Raw genomic sequence first — 15,327 nt, 5'->3', positions numbered from 1 at the left:
AGGTATCCTAATGCCGCCCCTTGATGTATATTGTTCCATATGAAGTCGTCGAGCTTTTATTACAAGCCATTACACCAGCTACAATACTTGAGCTGCGGATCCTTTGACCTATGACACAACAAGCTTTTAACTTCGATGCATTAACTCCAGACTTTATGTGGTACGCCATAGAAAGCGTTGGAATTCGAGCAGAGTCTGGCTTCTTGCCACTTAATAGTTATGAAAATCGCGTTTATCAATTCACCGATGAGCAGCGCCAACGCTATGTAGTTAAGTTCTATCGTCCAGAACGTTGGACTGCATTGCAAATACAGGAAGAGCATGACTTTACACTAGAGTTGGTAGAATCTGAGATCCCAGTGGCTCCTCCTGTAAAAATCCATGACAAAACACTGCATCAGTACCAAGGCTACCTATTCGCCCTATTTGCAAGTGTAGGAGGGAGACAATTTGAAGTGGATAACCTTGATCAACTTGAAGGGGTAGGACGATTTTTAGGACGAATTCATAAAGTAGGCTCAAGAGTCCCCTTTCAGCACAGACCCACCATTGGCTTGGATGAATACTTATATCAACCACGCCAACTACTTGAGCAGTCTCAGTTTATCCCCACTCATTTAGAAACAGCTTTTTTCAATGACTTAGACTTACTTATCCAGTCTATTAAACAGCATTGGAATGAGCCTGATGACATCATTCGTCTTCATGGCGACTGTCATCCTGGCAATATTCTCTGGCGTGACGGTCCGATGTTTGTCGATCTCGACGATTCGCGCAATGGACCTGCAATACAAGATTTATGGATGCTATTAAGCGGTGAACGCTCTGAAAAACTGGCACAACTTGATATTATCTTGGAGGCGTATCAAGAATTTAACGATTTCGACACTAACCAACTGAAACTAATTGAACCGTTACGTGGTCTACGCATGGTGCATTACATGGCATGGTTAGCCAAGCGATGGCAAGATCCTGCATTTCCAATCGCCTTTCCTTGGTTCAATGACGCAAAATACTGGGAAAGCCAAGTTCTGGCTTTTAAAGAACAAATCTCGGCACTCAGTGAGCCACCACTCTCACTCATGCCACAGTGGTAAGAAGCCAAAATAATCAACACGGAGTCAACAATGAAAAAGCTGTTTGCACTTGTCGCAACTGTCATGCTGAGCCTGTCTGCTCAAGCAGCCCAATACAAAGAAGGAGAACATTACAAAGTTCTCGACTTGGAAGCATCCAAAAAGCCAACGGTCACCGAGTACTTCTCCTTTTTCTGCCCCCATTGCAACACTTTTGAACCCATCATTCAGCAGCTCAAAGCTCAGCTTCCTAAAGACACCAAGTTTCAAAAAGTCCATGTGTCTTTTATGGGAGGCAGTATGGGAGAGCCTATGAGCAGAGCCTATGCGACCATGGTGGTGCTAAAAGCTGAAGACAAAATGATCCCCGTGATGTTTAATCGTATACACAATATGCGCAAGCCACCTCAAAATGAGCAAGAGCTGCGCCAAATTTTTCTTGACCAAGGTATTGATGCCAAGAAGTTTGATGCCGCATTCAAAGGTTTTGCGGTAGATTCCATGGCGCGCCGCTTTGACAAGCAATTTGAACAAAGTGGACTTACAGGGGTGCCCGCTGTAATAGTCAACAATAAATATCTTGTTGAAGCTCAAGGCCTCAAGACAATAGATGAGTATTTCGAACTGGTTAATTTCCTAGTTAGCAAAAAGTAGCCGCTTACCCAGAGTAGCAAAAGAACATCATCTTCTTTTGCTACTCTCAATACCTGATTTTTTCACTCTGATGAATGTCTTGTAGCTGCTGATCTTTTTCCTGCCACACATCCCCAAGCCACTGTTGAAACTGACGCTTATAAGGTTTGTCGTTAAAATAATCACCTTTTAGAGTTTCATCTACTGGTAGTATTTGGCTACGCACCACAACTTTTTTCATACGTCCAGTTAATAAATCTCGAAATGGACTTTGATTGTTACTGGGGTAAGCTAAGGTAACATCAATAACATTATCAAACTGCTCTCCCATAGCGGCCAGAGTGTAGGCTATACCACCACTTTTAGGTTGCAGCAGGTATTGATACCCAGCGGAGCTTTTTCGCTGTTTTTGTATGGTAAAACGCGTTCCTTCAACATAATTAACCACTGTGGTTGGTGTGTGTTTAAACTTGACGCAAGAACGCCGCGTCGTTGCGAGATCTTGACCACGCTTTTCTGGATGACGCAGCAGATACTCCCGTGAATAGCGACGCATAAAGGGCATATCTAAAGCCCAGCAAGCCAAACCAATAAATGGCACATAGAGTAATTGCTGCTTAAGAAAAAACTTCGGCATGGGAATGCGGTCTTTAAATACGCAGCACAGCACCACAATATCTGTCCAACTTAAGTGATTACTGATAAGCAAATACCAACCGTCTTTGCGTAAGTTATCATCAACCTCTATATCCCACTCAATCGAATTTGTAACAGATAGAATACCGGAATTGATCGTTGCCCAAAGCCACATAACACGATTAGCCATTGCTGTCGCTTTTGCTTTCAACTGATCGGTTTGCAAGGCCATTTTTATCATAGCAATCAGACATATTAGCACTGAACACAATGCAGAATTCAGTATGACTAGGGTGGTATTCAATACAAGAACTAGATATGCAAACATAAGACTAAATAATAATGAGATCTCGAGTAGAATTTATAGGACTTCACCTGTTGAAGATGAAAACAGCGTGTAATTATACAAGCCCATGGTCATATTGAAATCGATATGACAGAGTTTTGTACTCTCTCTGACTCAGGTCAGACAAGTTCTGCGAGAATACCCCCAATTTTTAATTAACTCCGATAAATAAATGACAAGGAAATCACCTAATGAAAACAAGACTCTCGTTGTTAGCCTTTTCGCTTATAGCGTCTTGTGCACAAGCACAGCTAGCAGATCACTCAGGATTTAGTGGAGAGTTAGCGCTCAGTGCGGGCTTTGCCTCAACAACGTCTAACCTCAATACTAATGGTGATAAAGTCATTACTGATGTCAACCAAGGTGCTGCTGAAGATAGCGGCGGCTTAGTACTTCCACTTGGCGTCTTAGCTTATACGTTTGGCAATAACAAAGATAAACAAGTCTATGCTGGTACCTCTCGTGAGGATATCGCGGTCGGTACTCTAGTTCTAGAAGTCGGCTACAAACAAGAGCTATCGTCTGGGACTATAGTTGACGCCTCATTTCTCCCCACGGTTATGTCAGGTGAAACATGGGCGGATCCCTTTCTCACCAATCAAGAGCGTCAAACCACGGATGAAAAAGGCAACGCATTTCGTCTTAAGTTCAATAACATCATGGGATCTAGATTTAGCTTAGATACGGTTTACGGCAGTCGAGATATTGATAATGAATTATCAGGATCGAGTCTAACGAGTGAGGAAAGAAACGCTCTACAACGCGACGCAAAAACTTTCTATATTAAAGGCGACTTCCGACAACCAATCAGTAGAACCTCTTTCTTGAAGCCTTCCATTACTTACATCAACACAGATGCAGATGGCGATGCGAACTCTCTTAGCTCTGTTGGCGGTGAACTTACCTATCTTAGAATATTCGATAGACATCAACTCGCGCTGACTGCTGGCTACACCAGCCGTTCGTTTGACGGTACTAACCCAATCTATAATAAAGTTCGCGATGAGGACGAGTGGAGCTTATTCGCTGCATACGAATACAAAAACTTTATGGGCTGGCAAAACTGGTCTCTAATCTCACTTTCGGGTTACACAGAATCTGACTCAAATATTGATTTCTACGATACAAAGCAGTACCTATTTACCGTGGGTATGAACTACAAGTTCTAAATCAATCGGCCCACAGCTAGTGGGCCATTACACTGCTTGATTGGTTAGCTGTTTAAGTAAACGATCCATGGCTCTATAACCCAAAGCTTCGGCTATGTGATGACGCGCTATGCGTTCTTTACCATCCAAATCTGCAATGGTTCGAGCCACTTTGATAATCCGATGATACGCGCGTATCGACAAACCAAGCTGATGCAAAGCCGCTTCTAAAAATTGAGCGTCTGATTTTGCAAGCGGGCAGTACTGCTCCATTTCTCGACTGCCGAGCAAAGCATTAACCTTACCCGCTCTCTCCAGCATATAGTATCTTGCCTGTTCAACTCTAGCTTTTACAATTTCAGTTGGCTCCCCTCGTTCTCCTCCCTCAGACAAGGTGCCTTTGGGCAGTGCCGGTATTTCGATAGACATGTCAAAGCGATCTAGCAAAGGACCAGAAAGGCGACTCAGATAACGCAAAACAATTTGTGGATTCGCTCTTGAATGATGATCGTCATAATAGCCCGTAGGGCTCGGGTTTAAAGCACCAACCAACTGAAAACGAGCTGGAAAGCGGGTTTTTCCCTGTGCTCTTGAAATAATAATTTCTCCAGATTCCAGCGGCTCTCGCAAAGAGTCCAGAACTTTCCTTTCAAATTCAGGCATTTCATCTAGAAACAATAAACCATTATGCGCTAACGAAATCTCTCCTGGCCTTGGGATAGTCCCACCACCAACTAAAGCAGCCATAGAACTTGAATGGTGCGGAGCACGAAAGGGCCGTTTTTTCCAGTTAAGTGCATTGATGTCTTGCTGGGTTAAAGAAGCCACAGAAGCCGTCTCCATTGCTTCTTCTTCCGTCATATCTGGCAATAAGTCACACAAGCGCGACGCCAACATAGTTTTACCCGTTCCTGGCGGACCAAGAAAAAGTACGTTGTGATTGCCCGCTGCCGCAATCTCTAGAGCTCGCTTTCCTTGCTGCTGGCCTATGATATCTTGCAGATCGCGTTTTTGTTCAACTACTTGGCATTGAATCATGTTTTGATGCAAATCTAGTGCTTTTTGACCACAGATATCAGCGCAAACTTCAAGTAAACTAGCCGCTGATTGATGTATATCGTGTCCCACTAATGCAGCTTGATCGCCATTGAAATGGGGGACAACCAAGCGTCTTTTCACCTTTTGGGCGGCTAGCGCTGCCGGTAAAACCCCTTTCACTCTGCGCAGTTTACCCGACAGTGCTAACTCACCAACAAACTCGCGGCTGGATAAACCCTCAGCGGGGATTTACTCAGAGGCAGCGAGAATACCAAGGGCAATAGGTAAGTCGAATCTTCCACCCTCTTTGGGTAAATCTGCTGGGGCTAAATTCACCGTGATTCGCTTCGCGGGAAACTCAAAGCGTGAGTTGATAATCGCGCTTCTCACTCTATCACGTGATTCTTTGACTGTTGTTTCTGGCAATCCCACCAAGGTAAAACCTGGCATACCGTTGCTGATGTGTACTTCAACTGCTACCTGAGGGGCTTCGACCCCGACCGACGCTCGGCTGTAAATAATCGCGAGTCCCATACTCAACTTTACTCCCACACTATCAGTTTATCCCTCTGATAATTCGTTTAATTTAACGGCATGCTTGTTATATAACCTGCAGAGATAATGAAAGAATGTGAAAAAAGAATGAGATTTTGCTTGTCATGTAACAGAATTCTGTGTTAACACTAAGGACGCAAACATTTAGTATCAAATTACATAAATAAAACATCACAACAAGATATGAATAAAAACGCTCACATTAAACTGCTGATTAACCTGATTATCGTGGTCATTATCGATTCCGCGCGGGGGCTGGTGGGCGAAAAATAAACACCAAATTTGAAAAAACCCCCGCACTGAGAAGTTCGGGGGTTTTTTTCAACTTAAAAGCTGCTATCAGCAAAATAATAATCACAAATTTAAATGAGTCGGAAAACTTAGCTCGGCCAATAACGGGCAGGAAGAATGGGGAGCGCACATGAAGTGCAACACAACAAAAAGAATACCAAGCAAGATGGGGAGCGTTCAATGACAGGTGCGGAATTAGTCGTTGCAGCCCTCAAGCAACAAGGCATTAAAACGGTATTTGGCTACCCAGGTGGTGCCATAATGCCAATTTATGATGCGCTCTATGATGGTGGCGTTGAACATATACTCTGTCGTCATGAACAAGGAGCCGCAATGGCAGCCATTGGCATGGCTAGAGCAACGCAAGATGTTGCCGTATGTATGGCCACTTCAGGACCTGGCGCCACTAACCTAGTGACTGGTCTTGCAGACGCCTTGATGGACTCCATCCCTATGGTGGCAATAACAGGTCAAGTCGCAAGCTCGCACATAGGTACAGATGCATTCCAAGAAATGGATGTGATAGGTATGTCGCTTTCTTGCACCAAACATAGCTATCTAGTAACGGATATAGATGAATTAGCGCCAACCCTAGCCGAAGCATTTGAAGTTGCCAAAGCGGGTAGACCAGGGCCTGTCATCGTTGATATTGCTAAAGATGTCCAACTGGCTCAAGCACCCGTTGATAGTTTGCCATCTTTCACGCCTCCCTCCTCCCCACAACCTGGTGAGCAAGCGCTGGTTACAGCACAAAACCTGCTGTCACAATGTACTCGGCCTGTTTTTTATGTCGGTGGCGGCGTGCAACTTGGACAAGCAACAGAGACGGTACGCGAATTCTTACGCTTAAATCCTATGCCTTCGGTAAGCACCTTAAAAGGCCTAGGTACCATAGAGCGCCATGATCCTCATTACTTAGGTATGCTAGGGATGCACGGCACCAAAGCAGCAAACTTAGTCGTTCAAGAATGTGACTTATTGATTGCTGTCGGCGCTCGATTTGATGACCGAGTGACTGGAAAACTTGAAACCTTTGCTCCTCACGCACGTGTTATCCATATTGATATTGACGCTGCAGAGATCAACAAACTGCGCCATGCACATGCACCTTTGCGTGGTACTATCGATAGCATACTGCCCAAATTGGAGTTAGCTCAAGATATTACGCCTTGGGTTAAGCATAGTGAAAGTCTTCGTAGCGGCTTTAAATGGCGCTATGACCACCCTGGGGACCTAATTTTTGCTCCTAGGCTATTAAAACAGCTGTCCGATATGATGCCTGATAGCTCAATGGTATCGACAGATGTAGGCCAACATCAAATGTGGGCAGCTCAACACATTCAGCCTCGCGACCCACAAAACTTTATCACTTCTGCTGGGCTTGGCACTATGGGATTTGGACTTCCAGCGGCAATGGGGGCCGCTGTCGCCAGACCTAATGATCAATCTATCCTTATTACAGGTGATGGCTCTTTCATGATGAACATCCAAGAGCTGGGCACATTAAAGCGACGTCAGATCCCGGTAAAAATTGTTCTATTGAACAATCAACGCCTTGGGATGGTACGCCAGTGGCAATCGCTCTTCTTTGATGGTCGCCACAGCGAAACGATACTGGATGACAACCCAGATTTCATAACCCTAGCAAAAGCATTCGATATTCCAGGAAAAACCATCACCACCAAGCAAGAGGTGGAACCCGCACTCAAAGAGATGTTGGCAAGTGAAACATCGTATTTACTTCACGTCATGATTGATGAGGAAGAAAATGTATGGCCACTCGTACCACCGGGTGCGTCAAACAATGATATGCTGGAGAACACGTAAAATGGAAAGATATTTAATCGACATAAAAGCAGACGATAAACCCGTTTTACTTGAGCGCGTCCTTAGAGTGGTTCGCCATCGCGGTTTCATTGTTAGGCAGGTTGCTGGGACACAAAACCATGAAAGCAAGATTGCCAGTGTTGAAATCATTGTCGATAGCGATAGACCTATCTCTTTTCTGACCAATCAGATTGAAAAACTCTGGGATGTGCGTACTGTTGAGGTGACTCAAATTGCGAGTGATCAACTCCCTAACAACAATCTTCAGCAAAAAGTTTGCGCATAAAGGAAGGCAACAATGGCTACAAAAACAGCGGAATTTATTTGGTTTAACGGTGAACTGGTTCCTTGGGACAAAGCGAATGTTCATGTTCTCACTCATGCAATGCACTACGGTACTTCTGTGTTCGAGGGCGTGCGTTGTTACAATACTCCAAAAGGTCCAATCATCTTCCGCCATCGTGAGCATGCAAAAAGACTCAAAGATTCTGCCAAGATTTACCGCTTCCCAATTCCCTATTCGGTTGATGAAATCATGGAAGCAACGCGAGAAACCGTGCGTGCAAATCAATTAGACAGCGCTTACATCAGGCCGCTTGGCTTTGTCGGCAATGTGGGGCTGGGTGTTTGCCCGCCTGCAAATACAGCAATGGAATTAATTATTGCTGCTTTCCCATGGGGATCTTACCTAGGTGAAGAAGCATTAGAAAAAGGCGTTGACGCCATGATTTCCAGCTGGAACCGAGCGGCACCTAACACTATACCTACAGCAGCAAAAGCGGGTGGTAACTACCTATCATCCCTACTCGTTGGTGGTGAGGCTCGTCGCCACGGTTATGATGAAGGTATCGCATTAAGCGTCGATGGCTATTTATCAGAAGGTGCTGGTGAAAATATTTTTGTAATCAAAGATGGCGTTCTCACCACTCCTCCAGCAACTAGCGCAATTCTCCCTGGCATCACGCGTGATTCAATCATGACACTCGCTCGAGATAAAGGCTATCAAGTACAAGAAGCTAACATTGCTCGTGAAGCGCTTTATCTCGCCGACGAAGTGTTTATGACAGGTACTGCAGCAGAGGTCGTTCCTGTTGCAACTATCGATAAGATTGAAGTCGGCAGCGGAAAACGCGGACCTATAACAAAAGAGCTCCAAGAAGCTTACTTTGGACTTTTCAACGGTACCACAGAAGATAAGTGGGGCTGGTTGGATTACGTCCACCCATAAGACACGGCAAATTAAGGAAGTAGTAGAATGCCTAAATACAGATCAGCAACCACCACCCATGGTCGTAACATGGCGGGCGCCCGTGCTCTATGGCGTGCAACCGGCGTAAAAGATGAAGATTTTGGTAAGCCCATTATCGCTGTAGTGAACTCTTTCACTCAATTTGTACCCGGTCATGTGCACCTCAAAGACATGGGCCAATTGGTCGCGGGTGAAATAGAAAAAGCAGGTGGTATCGCGAAAGAGTTCAACACAATAGCCGTTGACGATGGTATTGCCATGGGCCACGGCGGCATGTTGTACTCACTGCCATCTCGTGAGCTTATTGCTGATTCGGTAGAATATATGGTAAATGCACACTGTGCTGATGCCATGGTCTGTATCTCAAACTGTGACAAAATCACACCGGGAATGCTGATGGCCTCAATGCGCCTCAACATTCCCGTTATTTTTGTTTCAGGTGGTCCAATGGAAGCAGGCAAAACCAAGCTTTCAGACCAATTGATCAAGCTCGACTTAGTTGATGCCATGATTCAAGGTGCAGACCCTAAGGTATCGGACAAACAAAGCGAGCAAGTCGAACGTTCAGCGTGTCCCACCTGTGGTTCGTGTTCTGGCATGTTCACCGCAAACTCTATGAACTGTTTAACCGAAGCACTGGGTTTATCTCAGCCAGGTAACGGATCAATGCTTGCAACTCACGCCGATCGTGAAGCTTTGTTTATCAATGCAGGTAAGCGCATTGTCGAGCTAACTCGTCGTTACTACGAACAAGATGATGAGTCTGCATTACCACGCAACATCGCCACCTTTGATGCCTTTGAGAATGCTATGGCATTGGATATTGCTATGGGTGGCTCAACCAATACTATTCTTCACCTTCTTGCGGCAGCGCAAGAAGGTGAGGTTGACTTCGATATGGACGATATTGACCGTCTATCTCGTCAAGTTCCACACCTGTGTAAAGTCGCTCCATCAACACCCAAGTATCATATGGAAGATGTACACCGCGCAGGCGGAGTAATGGCGATCTTAGGTGAATTAGACCGAGCAGGTCTGTTGCACAATGATGCGCGAACTGTGCTCGGACTCTCGATGAAAGAACAGCTTGCTAAATACGACATTATGCAAACAGAAGATGCTGATGTACTTAAGTTTTATCGAGCAGGACCAGCAGGCATTCGTACGACCAAAGCCTTTTCTCAAGATTGTCGCTGGGATCGCCTCGACGATGATCGCGTCGATGGCTGTATTCGCACCAAAGACAATGCCTTTAGCCAAGAAGGCGGGCTTGCAGTTCTATCCGGTAACATTGCCCTTGATGGCTGCATTGTCAAAACCGCGGGCGTCGATGAAAGCATTCTCAAGTTTACAGGACCTGCGGTCGTTTTTGAGAGTCAAGAAGACGCGGTTGAAGGCATTCTTGGTGGCAAGGTAAAAGCGGGGGATGTGGTCGTCATTCGCTACGAAGGCCCTAAAGGTGGCCCAGGTATGCAAGAGATGCTTTACCCAACCACTTATCTAAAGTCTATGGGGCTTGGCAAAGAATGCGCACTACTTACTGATGGGCGCTTCTCTGGTGGTACATCAGGGTTATCCATTGGACATGCATCTCCTGAAGCGGCTAACGGCGGTGCAATTGGCCTAGTTAAGCAAGGCGACATGATTGCGATTGATATTCCCAATCGCTCAATCGCATTAGAGGTCTCTGAGCAAGAACTTACCGAACGTAGGGCCAAACAAGACGAGCTAGGTTGGAAACCCGTCGATCGTCAGCGTGAGGTTTCTTTTGCCCTAAAAGCATATGCGAGTATGGCAACCAGTGCTGACAAAGGTGCAGTGCGAGACAAGTCTAAGCTAGAGGACTAGCTTATGTCAGCGTGTGAATTTTCAGGGAAAGAGAACCAGACTGGCGCAGACTACCTGCGCCAGATCCTAAGAGCACCAGTCTATGAAGCTGCAACCGTCACGCCATTACAAGCCATGCCGCGCTTGAGTGAGCGTATTGGTAATAAGGTGCAGATCAAGCGAGAAGACCGCCAGCCTGTTCACTCTTTTAAGTTGCGCGGTGCCTACAACATGGTTGCTAGCTTATCAGAAGAGCAGAAAGCTGCAGGTGTGATTGCCGCCTCAGCCGGCAACCACGCGCAAGGCATGGCGTTATCAGGCACTAAGCTTGGCATCAAAACCACCATTGTCATGCCAAAAACAACCCCAGACATCAAAGTCGATGCTGTACGTAGTTTTGGTGGGCTTGTTGTCTTGCATGGTAATAATTTCGACGAAGCAAAAGCAGAAGCGGAACGGTTAGCCAAGCAACATGGTTATACCTTTGTTCCCCCCTTCGATCACCCACTCGTGATTGCAGGTCAGGGGACAATTGGTATGGAGATGCTGCAGCAAAATGGCCACCTCGATCATATCTTTGTACCTGTTGGCGGGGGTGGCTTAGCAGCCGGTGTGGCTGTGCTTGTTAAGCAATTGATGCCAGAAATCAAAGTTATCGCAGTTGAGCCTGAAGATTCAGCCTGCCTTAAAGCAGCGCTGGATGCAGGCGAGCCCGTGGTTATTGATCAGGTCAGTATGTTTGCTGATGGTGTTGCGGTAAAACGTATCGGCGATGAAACATTTAGACTCTGTCAGCAATATCTTGATGGACATGTTACTGTTTCAAGTGATGAAATTTGCGCCGCAGTCAAAGATATCTTCGAGGATACCCGCGCGATTGCTGAACCTTCTGGCGCACTGGCTCTTGCAGGCCTTAAAAAATACAGCGAGCAAAACAAGCTCGAAAATTGCATCCTTGGCACAGTGCTATCTGGTGCCAATACCAACTTCCATGGTCTGCGCTATGTTTCAGAGCGTTGTGAACTTGGTGAAAAGCGTGAAGGCTTACTGGCTGTAACCATTCCCGAGCGTCAAGGGGCCTTTTTTGAGTTTTGTCACCTCATTGGTGGGCGCGCGGTGACTGAGTTCAACTACCGCTATAACGACGATGCATTAGCGAATATATTTGTTGGTGTGCGCCTTCAAGGCGGCCAAGAAGAACTAGAGCACATCATCCATGATCTGCGTGAAGGTGGGTATCCTGTGGTAGATTTGTCAGAGGATGAAATGGCTAAGCTACACATTCGCTATATGATTGGAGGCAGACCATCAAAGCAACTGAAAGAGCGTCTCTACAGCTTCGAGTTCCCTGAGTATCCCGGTGCCTTACTCAAGTTCCTCAGCACTCTTGGGACCCATTGGAATATCAGCTTATTCAACTACCGCAACCATGGAGCGGACTATGGCCGTGTGCTGTGTGGCTTTGAGCTTGATGAATCCGATCTGTCACGCTTTTCCTCTCATTTGAGAGAGCTTGGCTATCAATGTAAAGACGAAACCGATAATCCATCTTATAAGTTCTTCTTATCATCCTAACAAAGCCTGGGGGCTAGGCTTGTTCTGCCCCTAGTTTCTATGGTTTCATCACTAAATATGCCTAGCATCTACCCAAAGATTAAATGACGACCAAACTTTAATCTAGCTCAACAACATCTCCATAATACGAAAGTTTCATTTCAGTCAGCTACCTTTTGGATCTAAACTCAAAGCCCAACAAAACTCTTGCTTGGTTGTGGAGACCATTTTATGTTTAGCGCACTCGTTTTAAGACAAGAACAAAACCAAACTCTCGCTGGTATTGACAAGATAGACGAAAGTCAATTGCCACATGGTGATGTATTGATTGATGTTGATTACTCATCTCTCAATTATAAAGACGGCTTAGCCATCACTGGAAAAGGTAAAATCATCCGCAACTTCCCTATGGTGCCAGGCATAGATCTCTCTGGCACAGTTGCTCATTCGGATAATGATCGTTACCAAGCCGGTGATAAAGTCGTATTAACAGGTTGGGGAGTAGGTGAAAATCACTGGGGGGGGATGGCTCAGCGCGCTCGTCTACAATCCGACTGGCTTGTCCCCTTACCCAAAGGCCTTAGCGGTAAACAGGCTATGATGGTGGGTACTGCGGGCTTAACGGCCATGCTATGTGTTGAGGCTCTCATCGACGCAGGCATTCAACCAGACTCTGGGGAAATTTTGGTAACAGGTGCAAGCGGTGGTGTGGGCTCTGTGGCAATAACCCTACTCTCTCAGCTTGGATACCAAGTCTCAGCGGTAACTGGTCGTATCGAACAAAACGGTCCTCTGCTAGAGAAGCTTGGTGCGACGCGTATAATAGACCGTTCAGAATTTGAACAAACCGCACGCCCACTAGAAAAGCAAGCTTGGGCAGGCGCTATAGATACTGTTGGTAGTAAGGTATTAGCAAAAGTTTTATCCCAAATGGACTACAACGGAGCCGTGGCAGCTTGTGGGCTCGCGGGAGGCTTCGATTTACCAACCACAGTTATGCCATTTATTCTCCGTAACGTGCGTCTACAAGGTATTGATTCAGTCATGTGCCCAACAGAAAAACGCATTCAGGCATGGAATAAGCTGGCGAAACTATTGCCTCAAAGCTACTTCGAACAAGCATGTACAGAAATCAAGCTAGAACAAGCATCCAACTACGCAGAAGACATCACTAACGGAAAGGTTACCGGGCGAGTTGTAATTAAACTCTAACGGCGAAATAATTTAGAGTCAGTTGCAGTTTGACTGACTCAGCAGACACTCTGTTTGCTTGGGCTTGGCACTTATCCGAACGACTATGATGTTTACTAGCTAACAGCTTATAAGCTGTCATAAAATTTAGATAAAAAAATCCCGCCTTTCAGCGGGGAAGCCCAAGAAAAAATGGGGATAGTATCGGAATGTAACTGGCGCTTTTACCACACTCTTAAGCTTGGCGGTTATTGGATGACTCTCGCCAATAACGGGTCTCAAACCAAATACCAAAGATAGTAGCTAACATACCCACTGCCGGTAATAGCGAAACCTCATGTGAAGGTCGAAATACAAGAGTGCAAAAACACAGAAAGCAAAGCACGGAGTATATTGTTAATCGATCAAGCTCATTCATAAGCAATCCCCGCACACAATGTTATCAAGTTGTTAACCACGTTAAATCAATTCGTGTCGTTTGCCAAGAGGTTATTGAATATTTTTTCTCCGCCAGTATCATCTAGCCCCTTAAAGTTAACTTGAGATATGACCACAATGTTCAATGTAGAGCAGGCAGACAAAATACTGGACGCTGAAGGAATGCGCTGTCCAGAGCCAGTAATGATGGTCAGGAAGACGATCCGTAATATGAAAGACGGTGAAATATTACTTGTGACTGCTGACGATCCTTCCACCACCAGAGATATACCAAGCTTTTGCCGGTTCATGGATCATCAACTAATCGACTCACAAACCGAGCAGCTACCCTATCAATACCTGATCAGAAAAGGGATTGAATAGATACAAAAGCCTTTTCATTACAGGCTTTCTTTTATGCTTAACCTTTTACTTTAGCTTGGAGTGTAACTGCTCGACTTGCTCTTTCATTTGGCGCATTTCTTCCTGTAAAGGCAGGATATGCGCAACCCTGATCCAAGCCTCAACAGTCAGGGCAGTCAGAACAAACGAGCCTGCAACGATTGGCAGCCACATATCCGTCAGCGCCATTGCCAGCAAACATAGTACTAGGCCAAAGCTAAACAAGTAACTCTGACTTTTGGGAGATATCCCCATATAACGTGTCAGCATAATATTGACCTCTCATGCAGTCTGGTGAAAATTCATAAGATCTCACAACACTTTGAGTAACATTATTCAAATAGCTAACATAGCACGAGTATAGTTTGACTGGTATGCTAGGTGTCACGCCCTATATCTAGCGATATACAATTTATTTAGCCTGATAGGCTAGAGAGCCAAACTGCTCACTGCCAAGCCAGCAAACAATATCGCTGTAACTTTACGAATCATATCAAGCGGTAACCTGCCTGCTGACATACGACCAATAAAAACAACCGGTATATTCGCTAGCAACATACCTATTGTTGTACCGACAATGACCAAAACGAATGACTGGGCGTATTGGGCTCCAAGAATAGACGTCGCTATTTGAGTTTTATCTCCTATCTCAGCTATAAAAAAAGCAACAAAGCTGGTTAGAAATGCGCCACGATTTTTCATGCTGCTGTCTTCGTTTAGTTTGTCTGGAATAACAATCCAACACGCCATTACAAGAAAGCTAATGAAGAGAACCCATTTTAAAAGATTTGCAGGTATATGATCAGCGACAACGACACCCAACCATGCTGCCAAGGCGTGATTGACCAATGTTGCTAACGAGATAGCAATGATAATGGGAATTGGCTTTTGATATCGGCTGGCAAGCAACAAAGATAACAACTGGGTTTTGTCACCTATTTCGGCTAAGGCGACTGTGGTAATTGATATAGCTAAAACGCTCACGACATGCTCAATGAGGCAGGGATTATAATTTTAACCTAAGATAAACCTCGTGCCCCGCCCCGGTTCACGATGTTTATCTAAGGTCTTGCTAAACTCATCAGGCGATGAGTCTCGAACGCCATGGTGATTGTGCACCAAATATGTTGACGAACG

The 15,327-nt window shown here is 45.4% G+C and carries 14 protein-coding genes and 1 pseudogene; 10 read left to right on the top strand and 5 right to left on the bottom strand.

Annotated elements, in window-relative coordinates; translation table 11 throughout:
* Positions 1 to 110 precede the first annotated feature (110 nt).
* Together DPF90_RS18220 and DPF90_RS18215 are read left to right on the top strand one after the other, a co-directional pair.
* Entirely contained in the window at positions 111 to 1,097 is a 987-nt protein-coding gene (locus tag DPF90_RS18220) for a serine/threonine protein kinase (protein ID WP_114787744.1), read from the top strand.
* A gap of 30 nt (positions 1,098 to 1,127) precedes the next feature.
* Positions 1,128 to 1,730, top strand: a complete 603-nt coding sequence (locus DPF90_RS18215; RefSeq protein WP_114787743.1) for a thiol:disulfide interchange protein DsbA/DsbL — start codon at positions 1,128 to 1,130, stop codon at positions 1,728 to 1,730.
* Between the two features lie 46 nt (positions 1,731 to 1,776).
* On the opposite strand, the gene DPF90_RS18210 is transcribed toward DPF90_RS18215, so the two are convergent.
* Complete coding sequence (locus tag DPF90_RS18210; RefSeq protein ID WP_114787742.1) at positions 1,777 to 2,673, bottom strand: acyltransferase; 897 nt, start codon at positions 2,671 to 2,673, stop codon at positions 1,777 to 1,779.
* Positions 2,674 to 2,882: 209 nt separating this feature from the next.
* On the opposite strand from DPF90_RS18210, the gene DPF90_RS18205 reads away from it, so the two are divergent.
* On the top strand, positions 2,883 to 3,860 hold the full coding sequence (locus DPF90_RS18205; RefSeq protein WP_114787741.1) for a DUF2860 domain-containing protein: 978 nt from the start codon (positions 2,883 to 2,885) through the stop codon (positions 3,858 to 3,860).
* 27 nt (positions 3,861 to 3,887) lie between these two features.
* On the opposite strand, the pseudogene DPF90_RS18200 reads toward DPF90_RS18205, so the two are convergent.
* Positions 3,888 to 5,411: pseudogene (locus tag DPF90_RS18200) on the bottom strand (YifB family Mg chelatase-like AAA ATPase).
* Between the two features lie 492 nt (positions 5,412 to 5,903).
* On the opposite strand from DPF90_RS18200, the gene ilvG reads away from it, so the two are divergent.
* From ilvG to acuI, 6 genes are all read left to right on the top strand, one after another.
* On the top strand, positions 5,904 to 7,550 hold the full coding sequence (gene ilvG, locus DPF90_RS18195) for an acetolactate synthase 2 catalytic subunit (RefSeq protein WP_114787765.1): 1,647 nt from the start codon (positions 5,904 to 5,906) through the stop codon (positions 7,548 to 7,550).
* 1 nt (position 7,551) lies between these two features.
* A complete protein-coding gene (gene ilvM / locus DPF90_RS18190; protein ID WP_114787740.1) occupies positions 7,552 to 7,836 on the top strand; it encodes an acetolactate synthase 2 small subunit in 285 nt (94 codons plus the stop codon).
* Between the two features lie 12 nt (positions 7,837 to 7,848).
* Entirely contained in the window at positions 7,849 to 8,778 is a 930-nt protein-coding gene (gene ilvE, locus DPF90_RS18185) for a branched-chain-amino-acid transaminase (protein WP_114787739.1), read from the top strand.
* A 27-nt stretch (positions 8,779 to 8,805) separates the two neighbouring features.
* Positions 8,806 to 10,647 (top strand): dihydroxy-acid dehydratase, encoded by a 1,842-nt coding sequence (gene ilvD, locus DPF90_RS18180; protein ID WP_114787738.1) that lies wholly within the window; start codon positions 8,806 to 8,808, stop codon positions 10,645 to 10,647.
* Between the two features lie 3 nt (positions 10,648 to 10,650).
* Positions 10,651 to 12,201 carry a threonine ammonia-lyase, biosynthetic gene (ilvA, locus tag DPF90_RS18175; protein ID WP_114787737.1) on the top strand — a complete coding sequence of 517 codons (1,551 nt, stop codon included), beginning with the start codon at positions 10,651 to 10,653 and terminating at the stop codon, positions 12,199 to 12,201.
* 210 nt (positions 12,202 to 12,411) lie between these two features.
* Complete coding sequence (gene acuI, locus DPF90_RS18170) at positions 12,412 to 13,392, top strand: acrylyl-CoA reductase (NADPH) (protein ID WP_114787736.1); 981 nt, start codon at positions 12,412 to 12,414, stop codon at positions 13,390 to 13,392.
* Between the two features lie 214 nt (positions 13,393 to 13,606).
* On the opposite strand, the gene DPF90_RS20385 is transcribed toward acuI, so the two are convergent.
* Positions 13,607 to 13,789, bottom strand: coding sequence for a hypothetical protein (locus DPF90_RS20385; RefSeq protein ID WP_114787735.1), 183 nt, complete (start codon positions 13,787 to 13,789; stop codon positions 13,607 to 13,609).
* Between the two features lie 128 nt (positions 13,790 to 13,917).
* Between DPF90_RS20385 and tusA the strand changes: the two genes are divergently transcribed.
* Positions 13,918 to 14,172: a sulfurtransferase TusA gene (gene tusA, locus DPF90_RS18160; protein ID WP_420855789.1), complete on the top strand. Its 255-nt coding sequence runs from the start codon at positions 13,918 to 13,920 to the stop codon at positions 14,170 to 14,172.
* A 45-nt stretch (positions 14,173 to 14,217) separates the two neighbouring features.
* Here tusA and DPF90_RS18155 read toward each other — a convergent pair whose 3' ends face one another.
* Both DPF90_RS18155 and DPF90_RS18150 read right to left on the bottom strand, forming a co-directional pair.
* Positions 14,218 to 14,460, bottom strand: coding sequence for a hypothetical protein (locus tag DPF90_RS18155; protein WP_114787733.1), 243 nt, complete (start codon positions 14,458 to 14,460; stop codon positions 14,218 to 14,220).
* A gap of 159 nt (positions 14,461 to 14,619) precedes the next feature.
* Positions 14,620 to 15,174 (bottom strand): TMEM165/GDT1 family protein, encoded by a 555-nt coding sequence (locus DPF90_RS18150; RefSeq protein ID WP_114787732.1) that lies wholly within the window; start codon positions 15,172 to 15,174, stop codon positions 14,620 to 14,622.
* Positions 15,175 to 15,327 lie beyond the last annotated feature (153 nt).

Source organism: Vibrio tetraodonis (assembly GCF_003350295.1).
GTDB classification, from domain to species: Bacteria; Pseudomonadota; Gammaproteobacteria; order Enterobacterales; family Vibrionaceae; genus Vibrio; species Vibrio tetraodonis.
This window is presented reverse-complemented; position numbering and strand designations above follow the sequence as displayed.